Origin of the sequence: Rufibacter sediminis, from assembly GCF_014269285.1 — a bacterium.
Lineage (GTDB): Bacteria > Bacteroidota > Bacteroidia > Cytophagales > Hymenobacteraceae > Nibribacter > Nibribacter sediminis.
Genome location: NZ_JACOAF010000041.1, coordinates 369,623 through 389,428, shown reverse-complemented (window position 1 = coordinate 389,428; position 19,806 = coordinate 369,623). Strand labels below are relative to the sequence as shown.

17 protein-coding genes are annotated in these 19,806 nt (G+C 52.4%); 3 read left to right on the top strand and 14 right to left on the bottom strand.

All coding sequences use genetic code 11. The annotated features are described in order from the left end of the window. The first annotated feature begins 213 nt into the window (after positions 1 to 213). Entirely contained in the window at positions 214 to 1,443 is a 1,230-nt protein-coding gene (gene clpX, locus H7U12_RS17700) for an ATP-dependent Clp protease ATP-binding subunit ClpX (RefSeq protein WP_186640479.1), read from the top strand. A gap of 105 nt (positions 1,444 to 1,548) precedes the next feature. On the opposite strand, the gene lpxB is transcribed toward clpX, so the two are convergent. The 4 genes from lpxB to H7U12_RS17680 all read right to left on the bottom strand — a co-directional run bounded on the left by lpxB (position 1,549) and on the right by H7U12_RS17680 (position 5,220). After that, positions 1,549 to 2,706, bottom strand: coding sequence for a lipid-A-disaccharide synthase (lpxB, locus tag H7U12_RS17695; protein ID WP_186640477.1), 1,158 nt, complete (start codon positions 2,704 to 2,706; stop codon positions 1,549 to 1,551). 155 nt (positions 2,707 to 2,861) lie between these two features. Further along, complete coding sequence (locus H7U12_RS17690) at positions 2,862 to 3,278, bottom strand: 6-pyruvoyl trahydropterin synthase family protein (protein ID WP_062542252.1); 417 nt, start codon at positions 3,276 to 3,278, stop codon at positions 2,862 to 2,864. Further along, positions 3,278 to 4,285: a FecCD family ABC transporter permease gene (locus H7U12_RS17685; protein ID WP_186640475.1), complete on the bottom strand. Its 1,008-nt coding sequence runs from the start codon at positions 4,283 to 4,285 to the stop codon at positions 3,278 to 3,280. Before H7U12_RS17685 ends, H7U12_RS17690 begins: the two co-directional genes overlap by 1 nt. Continuing rightward, entirely contained in the window at positions 4,282 to 5,220 is a 939-nt protein-coding gene (locus tag H7U12_RS17680) for an ABC transporter substrate-binding protein (RefSeq protein WP_186640473.1), read from the bottom strand. The genes H7U12_RS17685 and H7U12_RS17680 overlap by 4 nt, the downstream gene beginning before the upstream one ends. A 234-nt stretch (positions 5,221 to 5,454) precedes the next feature. Between H7U12_RS17680 and rfaD the strand changes: the two genes are divergently transcribed. Together rfaD and H7U12_RS17670 are read left to right on the top strand one after the other, a co-directional pair. Beyond that, a complete protein-coding gene (rfaD, locus tag H7U12_RS17675; protein ID WP_186640471.1) occupies positions 5,455 to 6,420 on the top strand; it encodes an ADP-glyceromanno-heptose 6-epimerase in 966 nt (321 codons plus the stop codon). 213 nt (positions 6,421 to 6,633) lie between these two features. Continuing rightward, positions 6,634 to 7,464, top strand: a complete 831-nt coding sequence (locus H7U12_RS17670; RefSeq protein ID WP_241749495.1) for an FRG domain-containing protein — start codon at positions 6,634 to 6,636, stop codon at positions 7,462 to 7,464. 390 nt (positions 7,465 to 7,854) lie between these two features. On the opposite strand, the gene H7U12_RS17665 is transcribed toward H7U12_RS17670, so the two are convergent. The 10 genes from H7U12_RS17665 to cyoE all read right to left on the bottom strand — a co-directional run bounded on the left by H7U12_RS17665 (position 7,855) and on the right by cyoE (position 19,762). Continuing rightward, positions 7,855 to 11,340, bottom strand: coding sequence for a hypothetical protein (locus H7U12_RS17665; protein ID WP_186640469.1), 3,486 nt, complete (start codon positions 11,338 to 11,340; stop codon positions 7,855 to 7,857). A gap of 68 nt (positions 11,341 to 11,408) precedes the next feature. Further along, positions 11,409 to 15,104 carry a sensor histidine kinase gene (locus tag H7U12_RS17660; RefSeq protein ID WP_186640467.1) on the bottom strand — a complete coding sequence of 1,232 codons (3,696 nt, stop codon included), beginning with the start codon at positions 15,102 to 15,104 and terminating at the stop codon, positions 11,409 to 11,411. A gap of 180 nt (positions 15,105 to 15,284) precedes the next feature. Continuing rightward, positions 15,285 to 15,668, bottom strand: coding sequence for a DUF983 domain-containing protein (locus H7U12_RS17655; RefSeq protein WP_241749493.1), 384 nt, complete (start codon positions 15,666 to 15,668; stop codon positions 15,285 to 15,287). Between the two features lie 5 nt (positions 15,669 to 15,673). Continuing rightward, complete coding sequence (locus tag H7U12_RS17650; protein ID WP_186640465.1) at positions 15,674 to 15,916, bottom strand: hypothetical protein; 243 nt, start codon at positions 15,914 to 15,916, stop codon at positions 15,674 to 15,676. Positions 15,917 to 15,965: 49 nt separating this feature from the next. Further along, positions 15,966 to 16,514: a DUF420 domain-containing protein gene (locus H7U12_RS17645; protein ID WP_186640463.1), complete on the bottom strand. Its 549-nt coding sequence runs from the start codon at positions 16,512 to 16,514 to the stop codon at positions 15,966 to 15,968. Then, positions 16,492 to 17,097, bottom strand: a complete 606-nt coding sequence (locus H7U12_RS17640) for an SCO family protein (RefSeq protein WP_186640461.1) — start codon at positions 17,095 to 17,097, stop codon at positions 16,492 to 16,494. The genes H7U12_RS17645 and H7U12_RS17640 overlap by 23 nt, the downstream gene beginning before the upstream one ends. 80 nt (positions 17,098 to 17,177) lie before the next feature. Next, a complete protein-coding gene (locus tag H7U12_RS17635; RefSeq protein ID WP_186640459.1) occupies positions 17,178 to 17,525 on the bottom strand; it encodes a cytochrome C oxidase subunit IV family protein in 348 nt (115 codons plus the stop codon). Between the two features lie 29 nt (positions 17,526 to 17,554). Continuing rightward, complete coding sequence (locus tag H7U12_RS17630) at positions 17,555 to 18,301, bottom strand: cytochrome c oxidase subunit 3 (RefSeq protein ID WP_186640457.1); 747 nt, start codon at positions 18,299 to 18,301, stop codon at positions 17,555 to 17,557. 17 nt (positions 18,302 to 18,318) lie between these two features. Continuing rightward, positions 18,319 to 18,894 (bottom strand): cytochrome c oxidase subunit 3, encoded by a 576-nt coding sequence (locus H7U12_RS17625; protein ID WP_186640455.1) that lies wholly within the window; start codon positions 18,892 to 18,894, stop codon positions 18,319 to 18,321. A 16-nt stretch (positions 18,895 to 18,910) separates the two neighbouring features. Continuing rightward, positions 18,911 to 19,762, bottom strand: coding sequence for a heme o synthase (gene cyoE, locus H7U12_RS17620; RefSeq protein WP_186640453.1), 852 nt, complete (start codon positions 19,760 to 19,762; stop codon positions 18,911 to 18,913). Positions 19,763 to 19,806: the final 44 nt, after the last annotated feature.

Below are 19,806 nucleotides of genomic sequence, written 5' to 3'. Positions count from 1 at the left end.
GAGCTCGCGTCCGTAGAAGTACCATCCAGCAGGTTCTGCTTCAATCAGATACAAAATAGGCTATATTTTATAATTCTCTCGCTTCCAACCACTTCAGAGCAGCTGTTCATAGCCTTGTGCAAAAATATTTTGGCGTAGTGCCTAACCAATTTTGTAACTTTGTCGTAACCGCCCCATCTTAGGGACGGAAAAGTACATCCCACTCTTCGGTATATGGCAGAAATTACGTGCTCCTTTTGCGGAAAAAACAAGAAAGAGGTGTCTGTGATGATCTCAGGCATCAACGCACACATTTGTGAGCGCTGCATTGGACAGGCGCAACAGATTTTAAATGAGGAGAATAGGTTACGTGCCACCAACCGCGCACCTAAATTCAACCTGATCAAACCCCGGGAAATGAAAACCTACCTTGATCAGTTTGTGGTTGGACAGGACGAAGCGAAAAAGGTCATGTCTGTAGCGGTCTACAACCACTACAAGCGCCTCATGCAGAAACCGAAAACCGATGATGTGGTGATCGAGAAATCCAACATCATCATGGTGGGCGAAACCGGTACCGGTAAAACCTTCCTGGCCCGTATGCTGGCCGGCGTGCTGCAGGTTCCGTTCTGCATCGCTGATGCCACCGTGCTGACGGAGGCCGGATACGTAGGCGAAGACGTGGAAAGCATTTTGACCCGTTTATTACAAGCTGCCGACTACAACGTGGAAGCGGCCGAGCGCGGCATCGTGTATATTGACGAGATTGACAAAATCGCCCGTAAAAGCGACAACCCGTCCATCACGCGTGATGTGAGCGGCGAAGGCGTACAGCAGGCGTTATTGAAGCTCCTGGAGGGAACATCGGTGAACGTGCCACCGCAGGGCGGGCGTAAGCACCCCGAGCAAAAAATGATCTCCGTGAACACCGAGAACATTCTTTTCATTTGCGGTGGCGCCTTTGTAGGCATTGACCGCCTCATCAAGAGCCGTCTGAACACCAAACCCATCGGTTTCTCCTCTACCAATCTGGACGAGAAAGTGGACACCGAGAACTTCCTGCGCTACATCACCTCCCAGGACCTGAAATCTTTCGGTTTGATTCCTGAGCTGATTGGCCGTCTGCCGGTAGTGACGCACCTGAACCCACTGGACAGCGAAACCCTCCGCCTGATTCTCACCGAACCCAAGAACTCGCTGGTGAAACAGTACAAGCGCCTGTTTGAGATGGAGAACATCAACCTGGAGTTTGCCGAGGACACGCTGGAGTACATCGTGGAGAAAGCCGCCGAGTACAAACTGGGCGCCCGTGGTCTCCGTTCCATCTGCGAAGGCATCATGACCGATGCTATGTTTGACCTTCCGTCTGAAGAGCAGGACGGCACCACTGATTTGGTGATCACCCTGGAATACGCCCGGGAGAAATTTGAGAAATCTGCGATTAAGAAACTGAAAGTAGCTTAGCCTCTTTCAAGAAACCATAAAAGCGAAGGCCTCCCCTACATTTGGTAAGGGAGGCCTTCGCTTTTAGAGATATTCCGTTTAGGGGCTACTTTTTAAAAAGAAGCCTTAAAAGGCGACGTTCTGCAAGGGCTTGTTGGTGGCCGGGGCTCCTTTGTCCTCGCGCAGGTACTGCACCATCAGCTTGGCGGCGGTTTCAGACGTGTTAAAATCCCCGATCAGTTCCCGCACCCGCTTGTACCCGTCCAGCTGGGCGTTTCTGCCTGCGGGGTTCTGTAAAATATTTTTCAGTTCTTTCACCAGGTTCTGCGCGTTCATGTCGCCCTGGATCAGTTCCGGGACAATCTTCTTGCCGGCAATCAGGTTTACCAGGGAGATAAACGGCACTTTGATCACGGCGCGGCCAATCCAGTAAGAAACGGCGCTGGTTCTATAGCAAACCACTTGCGGCACGTTAAACATGGCTGTTTCCAGCGTGGCCGTACCAGAAGTCACCAAAGCGGCCTCGGCGTTGGCCAGGATGTCATACGTTTGGTCGTAGACAATCTTGATGAACGGCTTCCGGTTGAAGTGCTCGTAGTACTCTTTGGAGAAATTACTCACCGCGGCCACCACAAACTGGTAATCCTGGAAAGGCGGCAGAATGCTGAGCATGATATAGAGGATGTTCTCTATCTCTTGTTGGCGGCTGCCGGGCAACACGGCTATGATCGGCCGGTCATCCAGTTCATTGTCTTGCCGGAAATTGGGGTTGAGTTGGTGGGCCGACACCGCATCTGACACCGGATTGCCAATATAGTCGGTTTTGTAGTCAAACTTCTGGTAGAAGTCTTTCTCGAAGGGCATGATGACGAACATCTTGTCCACCAGCTTTTTGATGGTATGCACGCGCCCCTGATTCCAAGCCCAGATTTTTGGGGAAATGTAGTAGAAGACTTTGAGCCCGTGTTCCTTCGCGACCTTAGCGATGCGCATGTTGAACCCGGCGTAGTCTACCAAAATCACCACATCGGGTTTATACGCCAACAGATCGTCCTGGCACTCTTTCAGAAAACGCTTGATTTTGAACAGGTTCTTGGCGGCTTCCAGAAAACCCATGAAGGCCATTTCCTGGTAGTGCTTGACCAATTCTGCCCCGGCCGCTTCCATCATGTCGCCGCCCCAGCAGCGGATGTGGGCCTCAGGATCCTGTAGGTGCAGCTGCTTGATTAGGTTGGAGGCGTGCAGGTCTCCAGAGCGTTCTCCGGCAATAATGTAATATTTCATTGAATGGGTGCTGAAGTAACAGGGCTCTTACAATGAAAAGCCGATGGTACCCCTTCACACAATGTTTGTGCCAGAACGCATTCAATCAACTTATATTGTAAGCTTTAAATAAATTATCTTGCCTTGTTTTCTTTTGTTACAGGTTTACTAGAACTCTACTCGCCAAAATATTCCACAAAGTTACGGGGGGTCTCATATAGCTTCAGGCTGTGCAGCTGTGCTCCTGATATACGAGGAATGAGGGGGTTTAGGATGTTCCAAAACTCCATGACCAGGTTTTCTGTGCTGGCCAGTTTGCCTTCCATGAAGGCGACATCCATGTTGAGGTTCTTGTGGTCTACTTTCTTGATGATGTGCTCCCGGATAAGCGTGCTCAATTTCTTGAGATCGATCACGAAACCGGTATCAGGATCTGGCTTGCCCTTCACCGTTACAATCAGTTCATAGTTATGTCCGTGCCAGTTGGTATTTGCGCAGGGCCCAAAAACTTCCTTGTTTTTAGCCAGCGACCAATTGGGGTTATGCAGCTTGTGCGCCGCATTGAAATGCTCTAATCTGCTTACGTATACCATTAACTGAATCGGTAGTTCTTTCTTCGCAGCAAATATACGAAGAAAGGCACACCAAAGAACGATGTCACGATACCAACCGGCATACCGGCCGGCGGATAAATCCATCTGGAAATCAAATCACAAACCACCAGAAACAATCCGCCGGCCAGGGCACAGGCCAGTAAGTTGAACCGGTTGGTGGTTCCCAGCAGGGCGCGCGTGAGGTGCGGCACCATGAGCCCCACAAACCCCACCGGCCCCGAGAAGGCCACCGCAAATCCCGTCACCACCGACACCGTCACCAGCATCACCCACCGGATAAACCGAACGTCTACTCCCAACGTCTCGGCGCGTTCCGCGCCCAACAGCAGCACACTCAGATGCCGCTGCAAAAAGAAAAACAAAACCAATCCGCTGGCCAGCGCCACGGCCGGATAGCCCAGGGTAGCCCAATCGGCTTTCTCAAACCCGCCCATGCTCCAGAACACCACCGACTTTAACTGGCTTTCGGAGTCAGAGAGAAACATGAGCAAGCTCACCAGGGCAGTGAGCAAAGAACTGAGCGCCACGCCCACCAGCAACATCTGGCTGGGAATCAACTGTCCGCGCCGCGAACCCAGCAGTACCACCACCAACGTCACGGCGAAAGAACCCAGCAGCGCGAAAAACGGCGGCAGGTACAAGCCCATCAAGGTGAGATCGGCGAAGAGGAAGAAACTGAACGAGGCCCCCAGAGAAGCGCCCGAGGCCGTGCCAAGTAGAAAAGGATCCGCTAAAGCGTTGTTCACCAGGGCCTGCATGAGGTACCCCGAAAAAGCCAGCGAAGCACCCGTTAGGAATGCCAGCAGCAGCCGGGGCAAGCGCAAGTTCACAATGCTGTAATGGGTGGCGTTTTGGGCATCATATTCAAAAAGGGCCGCAAAAACGGTCGCGTAAGAAGTGGGCAGACTTCCTATCTTCAGCCCCAGGAGAAACCCCAGGGTTAAAAGCAGCAACAGCAGTAATAGCAGGACGAAGGCTTTTTTCACCGGAGAACGGCTTTAAGCTCAGCAATGCCTTCCACCACGCGCGGACTGGGGCGGGACATCAGATCATCGGTCACCTGATAGATCCGTTTGTTCTGATACGCTTTGATGCGGCGCAGTTCTGGGTAAAGCGAGAAAAACGTCTTCTCCATCTTGGCGAAATCGCTCCCGATGATGACCTCGGGGTTCATTTTCAGGATATATTCCCGGGTGAGGGCGGGGTACGGCTGCGCGAAAACCTCAGTAACGGCGTTCTGCCCACCGGCATACCGCAGTTTGTCAGAGAAGACAGTGTTGCGGCCGTACACGTAAATGGGGTCTTGCCAGGTAATGGCCAGCACGCGGGGACGGTTTGGGCCAGCGGTATCAGCGGCCAACTGGTTCAGCTGGGTTTGCAGGGAATCGGCCACGGCATTGGCTTGGGTCTCACGGTGCAGGAGAACGCCCAGGCTCCGGATGCCCCGGATGATATCGGCTACGCTGTCATAGGTCTGGAAGTAAATGGGAATGCCCAATTTCTGCACCTGTGCGGCAACTTCCATGGAGATAATACCATCTGTGGCAAAAACAACGTCGGGTTTCAGGGCCAGGAGGCGCTCATAATCCATGGGGTAGTTGTTGAGCACCGGTTTGGTGAGCGCCGCAGCCGGAAAATCGCAGTTCTGGGTACGGGCGATGATGGAAGCGGTATCCGCGACGGCGAAAAGCATCTCGGTCAGGGAAGGCGTCAGGGCCATCACGCGTTTCGGCAGCACCGGTAGGTTGACAGTTCGGCCCAGATCATCGGTAACGGTCCGGAACGCCGAGGAAGCCGGAGCCGATGTTTTTTTAGACTCACAGGCCCAAAAGCTGAGGAGGCAGATGAAGCCCAGCCAGAAGCGAAACGTAGAACCCAATCCTGAAGCACCTGTTTTTGTCACCGAGAATAGCTTTACCATAAAATACGGCCAAAGATACAGGATTTAGGCAAAGCCGAAACGTCTGCTCCCCTCCCCTTGCGTGGCTGTTTTACGTGCCTTTTCCGGAAAACAGGCTAAAAACAAAGCTGCGGCTTCCGTTTAAAGTTATTTTAAGGCCACTTTCTGGAAAACAGGCCCAAAACGCAGGCAAATCGTCTGAGCAAAACTTTCGTACCTTTGGGTAGCTTTGCACAGAACTTAACCTCAATTTCCATGATCGTAGTCACCGGAGCGGCCGGATTCATTGCCAGCTGCCTTGTTTCCCGTCTCAATGCCGCCAATTTCAATGACATAGTGGTGGTAGACAACTTTTCTGTGGCGAAAAAGCTGCCCAACGTAGAAGGGAAAAAAATAAAGGAGTTTGTAGACCGCCACGATTTCTTCACCTGGCTGGATAAGCATTACGAGGACGTGGAGTTCATCTTCCACCTGGGTGCTCGCACCGATACGACTGAAACTAACCTGGAGGTACTTGATCTCCTGAACCTGGACTACTCCAAAAACGTGTGGAATGCCTGCTGCGAGTACCAGATCCCGCTGGTGTACGCTTCCTCGGCGGCGACGTACGGTTCCGGCACGCTGGGCTATGACGATGACGAATCCATCATCTCCCTGCTCCGTCCGCTCAATGCCTACGGCGATTCCAAAAACGAATTTGATAAATGGGCGCTGGAGCAAACCGCCAAGCCATTCTTCTGGGTGGGGCTCAAGTTCTTCAACGTGTACGGCCCCAATGAGTACCACAAAGGCCGCATGGGCTCCGTAGTGATGCATGCCTTCAACTCCATCAAAGACAACGGCCGGCTCACTTTGTTCCGCTCCCACAACCCCGACTACGAAGACGGCAAGCAGATGCGCGATTTCGTGTACGTGAAAGACGTGGTAGACGTGCTCTACTGGCTTATGCACCACCGCAAGAACTCGGGCATTTACAACCTGGGCAGCGGCGAGGCCCGCACGTTCCTGGACCTGGCCTTCAACACCTTCACCGCCATGGGCGCGGACATCAACATCGATTTTAAAGACACGCCGGAGGACATCCGGGACAAATACCAGTACTACACCCAGGCCAACATGGCCAAACTCCGCAGCATTGGCTATGACCAACCGTTCCATACGCTGGAGGAAGGCATTCAAGACTACGTCCAGAATTACCTCATGATGGGTTCCCATTATTAGCAGCAAAACAGAAGAGCAGACCGGTAGTCTGCTCTTCTGTTTTAAGCTCTTTTTCCCGGAAACGCCCTCAAAACACACTCTTGATTTAGCTCATTTGCAGCAGGGTAAACAAACCGCCCCCCTTTTTTCGTATTACTACCTAAACTCCTGAATTAACCCGTAATCTGTTTCCCCACCAGAACTCCTATGGCCTTCTCCATCGTAGAAAACGACATGAGTGCAGAAGATTCATCTACTTCGTTGGCCATGGCCAATGACTTACGCGTGGAGACCTGGGAAGAATTGCAGCGAGAACTTTTTCGGGATTCCTGGGATGACAAACTGAACCGGTACCGATCGCCCTACGTCTTCAGAGGTTTATGGAACAAAGGCTACAACCTCAAGACCAGCCTCATGCGCATTGGCGGCGACTTCCCCAAACTGGAACCGCATCTGCTCCGCAACTTTCGCAAATATTCGCGGGGAAGCATGGGCGGCACCATGGAGATTGGCGAGTCTTTCTGGAACTGGCTGGCCGTGGCCCAACACCACGGGCTCCCCACCCGCCTCATGGACTGGACCTACTCGCCATACGTGGCGCTGCATTTCGCCACCTCAGACCTCAACAACTTCCATGAGGATGGCGTGATCTGGTGCGTGAACTACGTCAAATCCACTGATTACCTCCCCGAGGTGCTGCAAAAAGTCATCCGGAAGGAAGGCTCCAACGTGTTCACGCCCGAAGTGCTAGAGCCGGTGGCCACTTCTCTCAACAGCCTAAGCGAATTTCAGGAGAAGCCGTTTGTGCTGTTCATGGAGCCTCCCTCCCTGGATGAGCGCATTGTGCACCAGTACGCGCTTTTCTCCATGATGTCCACCCCAGATGCCATGCTCTGCGAGTGGCTGCAAGATCACCCGGACCTGTACTACCGCCTCATTATTCCGGCTAAACTGAAATGGGAGATCAGAGACAAACTGGACCAGGCCAACATCACCGAGCGGGTGCTCTTCCCCGGCCTCAGCGGCATCAGTGCCTGGCTCCGGCGGCATTACACCACCACATAAATCAAAAGAAATAAAGCATCTTAAGCGATACCCTGGCGCGAGTCTCCAGACTCGTGCCTTCTGATGCTGGGAGTCTCCGACTCCCTCGCTGCGGTAGCAGCGAAACCGGGCTTTATGGGATTCTACCGGCCCCGGATATAAACCCGCGTCATCGTAAAATCTTGCTGGTGATTCCCGGCGAGTCTGGAGACTCGCATCATCCTTTGTCACGAGACTGAAGTCTCGCGCCAGTTGCTTTCATTTAGTTAGACTCAGAACTCAAGACTCAGAATTCAGAACTCTTCTTTTGACCTCGTAGCGTGCGCAGCTCCTGCGAGTGTCTTCCCCGTTTCTGCCCTGTTTTCTGGAAAACGGCCCCGAAACAAGAGGGACAATCCAGAACTCCACTCACTAAAACAGCACCGATACCTGCATGCGGCCGGTGTGGATGGTGCGTACGCCTTGCGGTTTGCGACCGTCATAGTCCACGGTGATGTTGAGGCCGCTGCTGAGGCGCTGCTGCAGGGCTAGGTTCCAGGTGAGGTTGTTGCCGGCCCTGAAGCCGTTCAGCATTTCATAGGCCACCGGAGAGGTGTCCAGGCCGGTGTACTTGATGTTGATGTATTTCATGATGCCGGTCACCGTCCGCTTGCCCACCTGGCTTAAACGTGTTTCGGCGCCCAATTCATGAAACAGGGCCTTTTCCTGCGCGTCCTGCTCATTTTCCTTGTTCATCCACTGGTAGGTACCCGTGAACCGGATAGTGGGATTGGGTTGGTACGAGAGCTCGGGCATGGCTTCCCAGGACCTGATCAGGAAGTTTTTGGTGGAGAGGTAATTGGAGGCGCTTTCGCGTTTGGAGCGGGTCACGTTCAACTGGCTGGAGAAGACCTCAGTAAGATTCACCCGCACCAGCACCTGCTGGCTGGCGTTGTTCCGGACATCGGTACCGTTGGTGAGCAGCGTTTTCTGTAGCCCCTGCTGCACCGTCCACTCTACGCCGTATTTGGGATTGCTCCGGTTAAAATACAGCGTGTTCCGGTAAGACCGCGTGAGCGAAAGCAAAGTGGAATCGGCGAAATTCAGACTGAACGGATTCAGGCGGCTGCCCAGATCATCCTCAGTGATGCGCTTGTCTATGGTCACGAAGGAGAGAGCCGAAAACTTGGAAGCAATCCGTTTCCACTTGGTCTCGGCGTTTTGCCAGGCCCGCGGCAGGCTGCTGTTCAGGCGATACGTGAAGGTGTTGGTGTAGGCCAGCACGTATTCATCGGTGGCGATGAACACCTTGATGAAGTTGCGCCGGTACGGCGGATCAGATTCCTGCGACTCAAAAAACTCGTTCAGGTCTTGCCGCCCGTCCTGGTTCAGATCCTCGAAATAGTGGGTCCCCTGCCCCGGCACGGTTTCCACGAACCGGTATTCACGTTTCAGCTCGCGGCCGTTGCCAATGGCGTACGTCATCTCAGAACGCAGGTGCCGGTCCAGGAAATCGCCGTTCCAGTTGATCTTGGACAGGACGGTAGTTTCCGTGAGGCTGTCTTTGGCCTGCAACTTGCGCAGCGTGATCACCGCCGTGAGCTGCTGCGTTTTCCTGATGAGCGCACTGGTACTGACGTTAAAGGTGTTGGCCACCTGTTTATTGCCCATTTCTCCGTTTTCGGGCGTAAAATCCACCCGGCGGCTATACTCAGCGCGGTACTTGACCCGGGCGGTATCGCGGCTTTCCAGGTAGAACAGGTGGTCGTCAAAGTAATTCGCGGACCCTACCAGCGTTTCATTCAGCTTAGAGGTGATGCGGTTCTTGTCAAAACGGTAGACGTAGCCGGGCGTGAAGAAGCGGGTCCGGTACTGCACGCCCACTTCGCCGCGCACCCAATCAGAGGTGCTTTCGGTGAGTTCGTTTTTGAGCAGGAACAAGTTTCCGCGCAGCTCCAGGGCCTGAACTTTCTGCGCCAGTTCCAGGTAGTGCTGGATGCCATCTACCTCGGTGGGGCGGTAGCGGCGGCTCACGCGATAATTGATGAAATGTTGGGCATCTTTGGTTCCGCCGACGGCGAAGGTGAAAATGTGGTCCTGAATCCTGGACTGCCTTGCTGAGGTGGTGTTGGTAGGGCTGCTCCAGTCCCGGTCAAACTCTACATCGCGGTAGCGGTCTATGGGCGAGAAGTTGGGATCTGTGTACTCATAGGTCATGGCGCTCCGCAGCTTGTAGTCGCCTAGGAATTTAATCGGGCGGTCGTTCAGCTGGTAGCCCACCCGGATGCCCTTGCCCTGGTCATCGCCGGAATCCACATTGGAATAGCGGTTGAGGTCGTTTTTAGAGCCCGCTACTTCCAGAAAGACGTTGGTTTTCTCGTCCAGCGTCCAGCTTCCGCCTAGGGTCATCATCTGTTTCTGGATGGGCGTGGGCAGAATCCGGATGGGTTCATAGCGGCCCTGGGGCACGCCGTTCACCGGCTCCACCCACTGGTAGACCCGCCCGTTCACGGTGGTGTTCTGCAGAACGTAATTCCCGCCGGTGGCTACCTCGGTAAAGCTGACCGCATAGTAGGCCCGCGTAGAGTCGGTGGAATATTCATAAATACTGAACGTGCTGCCGCTGGTGGTGACGGTGTCTTTCCGGAGGTACAAGACCTGGTTTCGGTCAAAGCGCACCGAGTCACCGCTGGGAGCCACCGCCAGAGCCGGATCATCCCCGATCTGCGAAAGCAGGCGTCTTTCATCGGTGCTCAGCGAGAGCGTAAGCGGATTGTTGGGGTTGTCTGCCTCGTTGTAGAAGTTGCCGTACACGTTGAATTTGCCCATTTTCTGGTAATGGCTGGCATGTACCACGCTGCGGGTGTAGTTCTGGTCTGAGTACTCAAAATCTACCCTGATGCGGGAGTTGCGGGTGATAATCCACTTGGGCGTGAACGTGATCTCCGCCTGGTTGTAGTCAATGACGTAGTCGTAGTCAAAGCCACGCGTGAGCAGCTTGCCGTCCAGGTAAACACGTTCTGAGTTGGCCAGCACAATGATGTAGCGCTCGCCGTTGGGTCCGCGCAGGCGGTAAGGCCCCTGCACACTCTCCAGGGGCGAAATGGTTTCCGAAGCAAATTTCCCCTTGGCCACCGAGGCCGCAATGGAGGTGGCACTTTCCCAGCCGGGCTTCCCTCGGTTCACTTCCAGCGCCCCGCCCTGCACGTTTTTATAGAATTTCAGGAAATGCGACGCCGGCCGGTTGCGCAGGACCACGTCGCCGCCGGTGACTGTCCAGAGCCGGTGTTGCAGGGTGATAAAAACCCGGTCAAACTCCTGCAACTGCTGGGTATTCCCTTCGGGCTGAAAGGGAATGTTCTGGTCGGTGATGGAAGCGGTGATGTTGATCTCATCGGTCAGTTTTCCCTCCAGCTGTAGGTTCAAGGCCGAGTTCACGAAGACGTTCTGGGCATTCCCCACCGATACCCCGCGCGAGATGCTGCCGGTTTTGTTCAGGCCCGGCGTTTTGAAAAGCTCCTCGCGCGGAGCCACCGGGTTCAGGACGTAAGAACGTTCAAACGAGGTGGAATCCCAGGTACGAATGTCGCGCTTGAAACTAGGCGAAGCCACGTTGAGCGGCAGTACCCGGTAGCAGACCAGCACCGAATCTGTTTTAGGCGTGCTTTTACGAAAATAGGGCGAAAACGCGCCGGTGCTGTCCCGCACCAGGCTATCAGGCTGTAAGGTGGGCGCAGGTGCGGGCTCCGGCACACCAATGAACTGAAACAGATTAGTCACCGGATCATAGTGAAAGCTCAACGGCTGGCGTATTTGCCGCCGATCCAGGATTTCAATGGTATTTTCAGCAATGGTGAGGGAATCCAGCTGGAAGGGACCGGGCTGCAGCTTCACCCACTGGCAACGGCGGTTCGACAAGCCTTGCCCCCGGGTCTGCCCTGACCAAAGAAGAACCCCTAGAAAAATAAATATGAAGCCCCAGTACCTCATGAGGGCACTACCGGCAGTTTCAGGAAAAAGGTAGTTCCTACATTCTCCTGCGTCTCAAACCAAATGGAACCGCCAATCGCCTCCACGCCTTTCTTCACCACGGCCAGCCCGATGCCGGAGCCGGAGTATTTGGTACTGAAGTTGGGAATAAAGATCTTGGGCTGGACATCCGCGGGAATCCCCGTTCCGTTGTCCTGAATGCTCACCAGCGCCCACGGCGTACCGTCCAGTTGCAGGGTCACTTTTATCTCAGGAGTTTGCGCAGAGGGCACGGCTTGCAGGGCGTTTAGCAACAGGTTATTGAAAATCCGGATGAGTTGGTTTTCATCGGCTTTCACATACACAGTTTCCTCTGGCAAAAGGACGTCTACCCGGTGCTGCTGCGGATTGAGGTGCAAATCAGTGGTTCTGCGTATCAAGCTGTTCAACTCCAGAATCTCTAGTTTCAGTTCCGGCATGGCCGTGAAATTGGAGAACGAGGTGGCAATATCGCTTAGTACATCAATCTGGGTGATCATGGTATTGGAGATTTTCTCCACCAGTTCCTCCAGATTACTACGCCCGTCCTGCATGGCTTTGCGGAGGTACTGCAGAGAAAGCTTCATGGGTGTAAGTGGGTTCTTGATCTCGTGGGCCACCTGCCGGGCCATTTCCTTCCAGGCCGCTTCTTTTTCGCGCAGAGTCAGTTCCTGCTTGCTTTCCTCCAGTTTCTGCAGCATCTGGTTGTACTCATGCACCAGCAAGCCAATTTCATCGCGGGACTGGTACACCAGTTTCTCATTGTTGCCCGTGAGCGAAGTTCTCTTCAGGCGCTCGGTTAAGAGTTGCAAAGGCACCGTTAAGGCGCGGGTGGCCATGTAACTCATCAAGACGAACAACAGGAAAAGCACCGAAAAGATATTCAGGATGGTGGTGATCAGCTGGATGAGCTTGTTGTTCAACTCTTTCTCTGAATCAAAGAACGGAATGGCTAAATACCCTTTAGGTGGAGTGTTTGGGCTCACACGCAAGGGAACGTAAATGGTACTGTACGGCAGGGTACCGGCCTTTTCCTCCAGCAGAATTCGGTTGAGCCCCTGTTCCTTGAGCGCCTCAAACGCCTGCGGATTGAGTCTGGTAGAGAGCACCCCGGCCTCAAACAAGGCGGGTTGGCTGGAGAGCCGCAGTTGGCCATCGGCGTTATAGATGTTGAGCTCGGCCTGGGCCACCACCGCCAGACGGTTGATCCGGCGCGAAAGCGAATCTGGGCGGCCTTTGAATAGGTTGGCTCCCCAGTTGCTGGTCAGGATGTTTTGCCGCACGAACTCGCCCTGGTCAGTGTAGCCCCTGATCAGATCCTGCCGGTACGAATCGGTCACCAAGCTCCCGATGGTAATGCTCACCAACACCAGCGGCACCAACACGCCCAAATTCAGGAAAAGCTGAATCTTAGTCCCGAAGGTGGAGAGAATGGACTCGATCAGGTGGCCCCGGTACAGCATCACCAGCAGCAGCAACGAGAAAAGCGAGAACGTATGCAGCAAAAACAGGAAAGAGAAGTTCGATAACCAGGACCCCGCTCCGTACGATGGCGTACTGACCAAGGCTACCGTGCCGTTGTTGGCGCGCGCTCCCTGGTGGTGGTAATCGGCGAGGGACAGGCCCTGGGTGTACAACTGCGGAATATCAAACAGACGCGGCGAAAAATGCTGGCCGTATTCAAAATAGCCTTCGGTCTTAAGCCAGCGGTTGCCTTTGCGCAGGGCATAGCTACTAGACGGAATGGTATTGACCGGAGTGGTTTTCCGTTCTACGAGTAGTTCAGGTAGCACGCTGTTGGGAGCCGTCAGCTTGGGGCTTACCTCCAGCACCACCGTCACCCACTGCTCAAACGCCACCGGTATCTTGATCTCCTGCAGGTACATGAATTTGCCGGGGTCTGGCTCAGAGGCCACCAACAACTGTCCCCGCTGGTTGGTGCTTTTGGAACGAGGCCCCCATCGCTGGGCATAAGCTTCCAGGGTAGAAAGACTGTCTAAATCATTGAAGCTTTCACCGGTAAAGTCAAAGATGCGCACCGTCACCGCGTAGTTCTCCGTGATGGCGCGCAGATGATGCCGGAGGATTTTCTGCTCCACGGTGTTCAGTTTGCCCCACGGAGAGTTGAAAACCTGCTGAATCAAGAAATCCTGGCTGATGTCATCGGCGGCCTGGGCCAACAGGTATTCCGTGAGGTCATCGCGGTCTTTGAGCAACTGGGAAGCCAGACGTTGCTTGTCGCTCCTGAGCTGCACGGTGTACAGGTCATACAGCGCGGCGGCCCCCAAGCTGGCGCTCAGGATATTCAGCATGAAAATACTGGAGTAAATGCCCGCCCGCTGCCCCAGGTTGCGGTGAAGCTGTTCCCAACCCACTAAGGCGGCGCTGGCAAACAACACTACCCAGTTCCCGCTGGGTGCATCGCGCCAGAAAGCCCAGCCCAGAGCCAGTACCAGCACCGTCATCCAGGAATAAGCAAAGGGCAATTTTCCCTGAGCCGTGAAAGGCAACGCATTCAGCAACAGGCGCAGAATCCAGCTCATGGCCAGCGTATGCAGAATCATCACCAGGTACAGCAAGAGTTTCTCCACCCCTATCTGGATATTCTGGGTGATGTCCAGGTGCGGTTGGGAATTAATGAAAAGGCTGCGGTAGGTTTCGTACCAACTGATGATCAGCACCGTGATGATGACGCCAATCACAATACAGCTCCATAGCTTCTTTTGGGTTGTTTTGTAGAAAACAGACGTAAAACGCAGCGGCCTGGAGAACCGATACACCAGCAACGCCATCACCAGAAAGCAGATCTCATTCAGCAGCAAATCTCCCAATGAAGGCGACCACCACGAAGCCGCATACACGCGCGGACTAAACAGCTCCAGTTCCTGCACGTTGCTCGGGAACCGGGACAGCAACATCACCGCCCTCACGAACAACAAACCCAGCAGCACCGTCCACAAGGCAGTTGCCACTCGCCCATTGCGTCTCAGTCTTTGGTACAAGGTCACCAGCGCCACCACTGCGGACAGAAAGGAAAGCAAGTAAAGCGATAAAGTGAATTTGTCGGCGTGCAGCCATTGCCCCGGTTCCAGTACCCGAAGCGAGAAAAGGTAATTCCCGTTCTCATCCGCGATGGGGATAGCTCCGTTACCGCCCTCCAACTGCACGGTGGCCACGTGGTCTTCGAAAATCTCCGGATTAAGCCCGCTGCGCAGATAAGCATTGTTGATGCCGTACTTCACCTCCAGCGGCACCACGGCCAGCACGGAGTACTCAGGGCTAGGCTGATGGCGCAGGACCACAAAACGCCCGAATCGGTTCTCCACCACCTGCTGCATCTTCGTCAGGTAGCGGGGCTCAAGCTCCGGGCGCAGAGAATGCTCTGACCAGAAGACCAGCTTGTTCTGTTTATAGACGAAAAGAGGGGTAGTCGTTTTGGGCAGGTTTTCTGAAAAGAAGGCAGAATCCAGGGGTAAGTCAGCGGTCACCAGTTCCATTTCCTGGCGGGACTTTTTCAGCAACCCATGGAGCCGCTCCTGCACTTCCTCCACCATCTGCTTCTCAGGAGCCTCCAGCAAATCACGTTGGACACTCACCTGCAGAAAAGCAGCCACTCCTCCCAGGAGCAGGGATAAAAGAAAGAAAAAGAGGGGAAGCGTGTACCTGTACTTCAATTCTGTTTTTTTACGAATCTAGCCATAATACGCACAAAAATCCCGCCAGTACGCTAAAAAGTACGCAGGCGGGATTAAATCATTTGTTTTAAGCCGATTTTACGAAAACAAGCCTTAAAACAGAAAGGCTACTGTTTGATCTGAGAGGCAAAAGAAGAAAACTCACTCAGAAGCGGTTGCTTATAATTGCCGTTGGTATTTAGGATCATAGGAGACACTCCCAAAGAAATAGAGCATCATGACTCGGGCATAGCGGAAGAGAAGCGGCGTCAACACAATGACGGTGGTGGCCACCGTGGTCAGATACACCCAGGTAGGCGGATCATTGGCTAAGAAGTACAAACTCACTCCTACTACCAGAACAATCAGGACCGAGAGGCCATAGCTCATATACATGGCTCCCCAGTAAAAGCCGAGTTCAATCTCATACCGGAAACCACACACCGGACATTTTTCCGGCATATGGTCAAATTTGCGCAGGTTCAGCGCAGAATGGGTAAACATAGGGCCTTGGTGACAGCGCGGACATTTCATCTCCAGCCCGGCTTTGATGTGCGCCCACATGCCCATTACTTTTTACGGCTGTACTTGTACCAGAAGAACCCCACGCAACCGGCAATCACATACGGAACCGCCATCAGGTAGAGAATACCTTTGTTCAACCCATTGGCAATGCTGTCCCCAGACTCATTGCTGGATGACTCCACCGAAGCGGTACACATGGCACATTGCGCCTCCACCGTTTCGGGCTGCAATGTGAAGAACACGACCAGCAGTAGCGCACTTACCCAAAAAATTACATTCTTCTTCATCTCTCTTGTCCTTTCTCTCTTATAGGAACACCATGGCTCCAGTAAAGTTTCAACTATAGTACGGCGAGATCATCAGGTACACCACTACGCCGGTAATGGCCACATACAGCCACAACGGGAAGGTCCAGCGGGAGACTTTCCGGTGCCGGGCAAATTGCTGCGAAACCGCAAAATACACCGACAGCAGCACCAATGGTACAATAACGGCCGCCAGGATAATGTGCGTGATCAGGATGAAATAGTAGATCAGTTTGATGGTTCCCTCTCCCCCAAACGGCGTAGGTGCTGCCTGGTAATGATAGGTCACATAGGAAATCAGGAAAAAGGCCGAAAGTACAAATGCCGTGGTCATGGCAAAACGATGTAACCGGCGGTTCTGCTTCTTGATCTGGTAATATCCAATGATTAATGCAATGGCAGTTAGGGAATTCAGGACAGCGTGTAACTTAGGCAGGAACGAGACATCCAGATCACCTAATTTACCGGTCTGAGGCATGAACAGCAGAAACGCCACCAACAGGGGTACTACTACTGAAAGAATGGCAATTATAATCAGGTAACGGGTGTCGTTAGGGTTACCTAGTGCTTTGTTTTCCATTGTCAAGTTGATACTCAGAAAGGAGTACGTTTATTTCTGTGATTAATCGGTCCACATCGGCGGCGTTTGTACCGTCATATATGCCGCGCACATGGCGTTGTTGGTCTACCAGGAAGAAGCTTTTACTCGGCTCACTTTTTGTTCCAGAAGCTGTAGAGTCCTGTATAGAAAACTGATAGGCTTGTGCCAAACGCTGAATTTCTGCGGGAGCACCCGTTAGAAAGATCCATTTATCTGGATTGGCCCTGAAGCTGGTGGCATACTGCTGGAGCATCTCAGGACTGTCTTCCTCTGGACGCACGGAGATGGTGAGTATTTTCACATCAGGTTTGAGTCTGAAGGCATCCTGCACCCGGGAGAGTTGCGTGCTCGTCTGCTTGCAGTTGGCCGCACAGGAGGTGTAGAAGAAGTTGGCAACGTAAATCTTGCCTTCCAGATCATTCTGCGTGAACGGAGATCCGCTCTGGGAGATGAGCCGGAAGTCAGGAACCTGTTGATAGGTGGTGTCATACCGCCACTGCCCATCTACCAGGGTAGAATCTACAGCGGTCGGAAAATAAGTTCGGAGTGAAAATCTATTCACTCCGAACATTTTCAAAAACAAAAACACTAGTACGGGTACCAACAGCAGGGTACCCAATACTAGTGCCTTTTTTGGACTCATTAGTTAAAGTAATTGAAGACAGACTCTCCGTAGAAAGTACCTTCTACTAATAGGGCTACCAATAGCCAAATCAGCAAAACTGTAGGAACCAAAACCGCCCAGATCAGGCCTTTGGTTTCATGCTTTAAGTGCATGAATTCTGCTACAATGTAAAATGCTTTAAGGATGGTTAATCCAATGAAAATTGCGTTCCGCAAAGTACCTGGGTCCATCATGAAAGCGAAGGCAAATTCAACTGCGGTTATCGCAACAAGAATAAAGAACGTCTTCCAGATGACCTTGGTCTGCGGCTTCGGAATATCGGCCGTTGGGTCAAATTCGTCAGAATGATGCGCGTGTGATGCCATATCAGTTTCTATTTTATCGAGTCAAACAATTACACCAGGTAGAAGAAGGTGAACACGAACACCCATACTAAGTCTACAAAGTGCCAGTAAAGACCTACCTTTTCCACCATTTCGTAGTGTCCTCTTCTGTGGTATACTCCGTTTACGGTGTTAATGAAGATCATGATCAACAATACAACCCCACTGAATACGTGGGTACCGTGGAAACCGGTGATGAAGAAGAACAAGTCCGCGAACAAGGGCGGTCCGTATTGGTTTACGATGAGGTTGGCCCCATGAATAACGCTTCCGTCGGCTAGTTTCATGCCCTCATCAGTACCAGAGATAAAGTGAGTCCACTCCCACGCCTGGCAACCTAAGAACATAGATCCGAAAAGGATGGTCCACAACAACCATTTCTGCACATCGTTTTTGTCCATTCTGTGTCCTGCTTCCACGGCCAACACCATGGTTACCGAAGAAAGAATCAGAATCATGGTCATCAACGCCACAAACGCAAGTGGCCAGTCTACCCCATGGAAACCTGGAAATGCATTGAAAACTTTATCAGGGATTGGCCACCACTCCGTGGAGAAAGTAAAGGCTTCACTTGTTCCTTCATAGGCTTTGTGCCGATGACGGGCTAATCCGTAAGTAGTTAAGAAAGCAGCAAAGGTGAAAGCATCTGATAAGAGGAAAAACCACATCATCAGTTTACCATAACTTACCTTGAAAGGCTCGTTCCCCCCATCCCAGGTGCCGGTGTTAGGCTGCTCAAAGGTTGTTGTTTGCGACATATGTGTTACAGAAATTATTAATGGTTCAAAACTAGGAATACGTATAAGTAGATCCAAAGGGCCCCTAAGAAGTGCCAATAAATGGTGCACAGTTCAATACGGGTCAGGTTTCTGGAATGTACTCTGTACTTGAGTGCCGAAATTACTACAATAATTAGAAAAATTAACCCCGTGATCAGGTGAAATGCGTGAACACCGGTTAAAACATACAGAAAAGAACCGGAAGGGTTAGCCGTACTGCCCCCGAAGAAGACATTGTTCTGGACCAGTTCGCCCCAGCCTTGCCACTGCCCTACCAAAAACGCGGTACCTGCCACAATGGTAAGAATCAAGGACAGTTTCAGGTTCTTCATGTTATCACGCCTAGCCGACACATACGCCCACTGCATGAAAATACTACTCAACACCAGCACGATGGTGTTGATCAATAATACGGATGGAAGGTCAAACTCCAACCAGTTACCTTCTTCCCGGCGCACGATGTAGGCACTGGTGAAGGCGGCAAACATCATCACAATGCTTACAATCAATAAAATAAGCATGAACTTGAGAGGGTTCACCCGCCGCTGTTCCACTTGTATTTCAGGATTCATTATCATTACTAACTCCTTATAAGCTATCTACCACAAACGCAATCTGCACAATAGGCAAGTACAAGAACGATCCAAACATGATGTTCATGGCTGCCCTTTTAGAGCAGGTATGCATTAAATAGAACGTCTGCATTAAAAATAACACCCCACACACAACCGCTATAAAGGCGGAAGTCTTCCCTGCCATTCCAAATTGCATGGGCAGTAAGCCCAAAGGAATCAACAGTAACGTATACATCATGATCTGGATGGCTGTCTTCAGGTTTCTGCCACCCGCCATCGGCAACATCTTAAAACCAGCTTTCTTGTAGTCATCATCCAACACCCAGGCAATTGCCCAGAAATGCGGAAACTGCCAGATAAACTGTATTCCAAAAAGTACCCAAGCTTCCACTCCTATGTATCCCGTTCCGGCTACCCATCCAATCAGGGGCGGTAAGCCGCCGGGGATTGCTCCCACGAAAACACAGATTGGAGAAAGTCTCTTCAAAGGCGTGTAGAAGAAACCGTAGAGAAGCAGAGACAAGAACGACAAAGCAGCCGCCAGCCAGTTGAAATAAAATCCCAGGAGGCATACTCCGGCCAAACAAAGCAGGATACAATAAACAACCGCTTCCTGTACAGACACCGTGCCCGTAGGGAGCGGCCGTTTTGCCGTCCGCTTCATCAGTTTATCCAGGTCTTTTTCTAAAACCTGGTTAATAATATTCGCTGATCCAGTCACCAATAACCCTCCCAACATGACCAGAGCAGTTTCAACCCAAGGCGCGTTGGGTCTACCTAGCAGAAAACCGATTGCACTGGAGAAAGCGACCGTGGCGGAAAGCCGGAACTTTAATAACTGAAAATAAGCGGATGCTTTACTCATGGCCGATGATGTCTGGGCACTGGATGTTACGTCTTGTACGTACA

What these genes read in the sequence shown, in the direction of transcription:
- H7U12_RS17655 (WP_241749493.1), bottom strand. Translation starts at nt 15,668, where the DNA reads ATGTGGGCGCACATCAAAGCCGGGCTGGAGATGAAATGTCCGCGCTGT.
- H7U12_RS17625 (WP_186640455.1), bottom strand. Translation starts at nt 18,894, where the DNA reads ATGAATCCTGAAATACAAGTGGAACAGCGGCGGGTGAACCCTCTCAAG.
- H7U12_RS17635 (WP_186640459.1), bottom strand. Translation starts at nt 17,525, where the DNA reads ATGGCATCACACGCGCATCATTCTGACGAATTTGACCCAACGGCCGAT.
- clpX (WP_186640479.1), top strand. Translation starts at nt 214, where the DNA reads ATGGCAGAAATTACGTGCTCCTTTTGCGGAAAAAACAAGAAAGAGGTG.
- rfaD (WP_186640471.1), top strand. Translation starts at nt 5,455, where the DNA reads ATGATCGTAGTCACCGGAGCGGCCGGATTCATTGCCAGCTGCCTTGTT.
- H7U12_RS17650 (WP_186640465.1), bottom strand. Translation starts at nt 15,916, where the DNA reads ATGAAGAAGAATGTAATTTTTTGGGTAAGTGCGCTACTGCTGGTCGTG.
- H7U12_RS17680 (WP_186640473.1), bottom strand. Translation starts at nt 5,220, where the DNA reads ATGGTAAAGCTATTCTCGGTGACAAAAACAGGTGCTTCAGGATTGGGT.
- H7U12_RS17630 (WP_186640457.1), bottom strand. Translation starts at nt 18,301, where the DNA reads ATGTCGCAAACAACAACCTTTGAGCAGCCTAACACCGGCACCTGGGAT.
- H7U12_RS17645 (WP_186640463.1), bottom strand. Translation starts at nt 16,514, where the DNA reads ATGGAAAACAAAGCACTAGGTAACCCTAACGACACCCGTTACCTGATT.
- H7U12_RS17690 (WP_062542252.1), bottom strand. Translation starts at nt 3,278, where the DNA reads ATGGTATACGTAAGCAGATTAGAGCATTTCAATGCGGCGCACAAGCTG.
- cyoE (WP_186640453.1), bottom strand. Translation starts at nt 19,762, where the DNA reads ATGAGTAAAGCATCCGCTTATTTTCAGTTATTAAAGTTCCGGCTTTCC.
- lpxB (WP_186640477.1), bottom strand. Translation starts at nt 2,706, where the DNA reads ATGAAATATTACATTATTGCCGGAGAACGCTCTGGAGACCTGCACGCC.
- H7U12_RS17670 (WP_241749495.1), top strand. Translation starts at nt 6,634, where the DNA reads ATGAGTGCAGAAGATTCATCTACTTCGTTGGCCATGGCCAATGACTTA.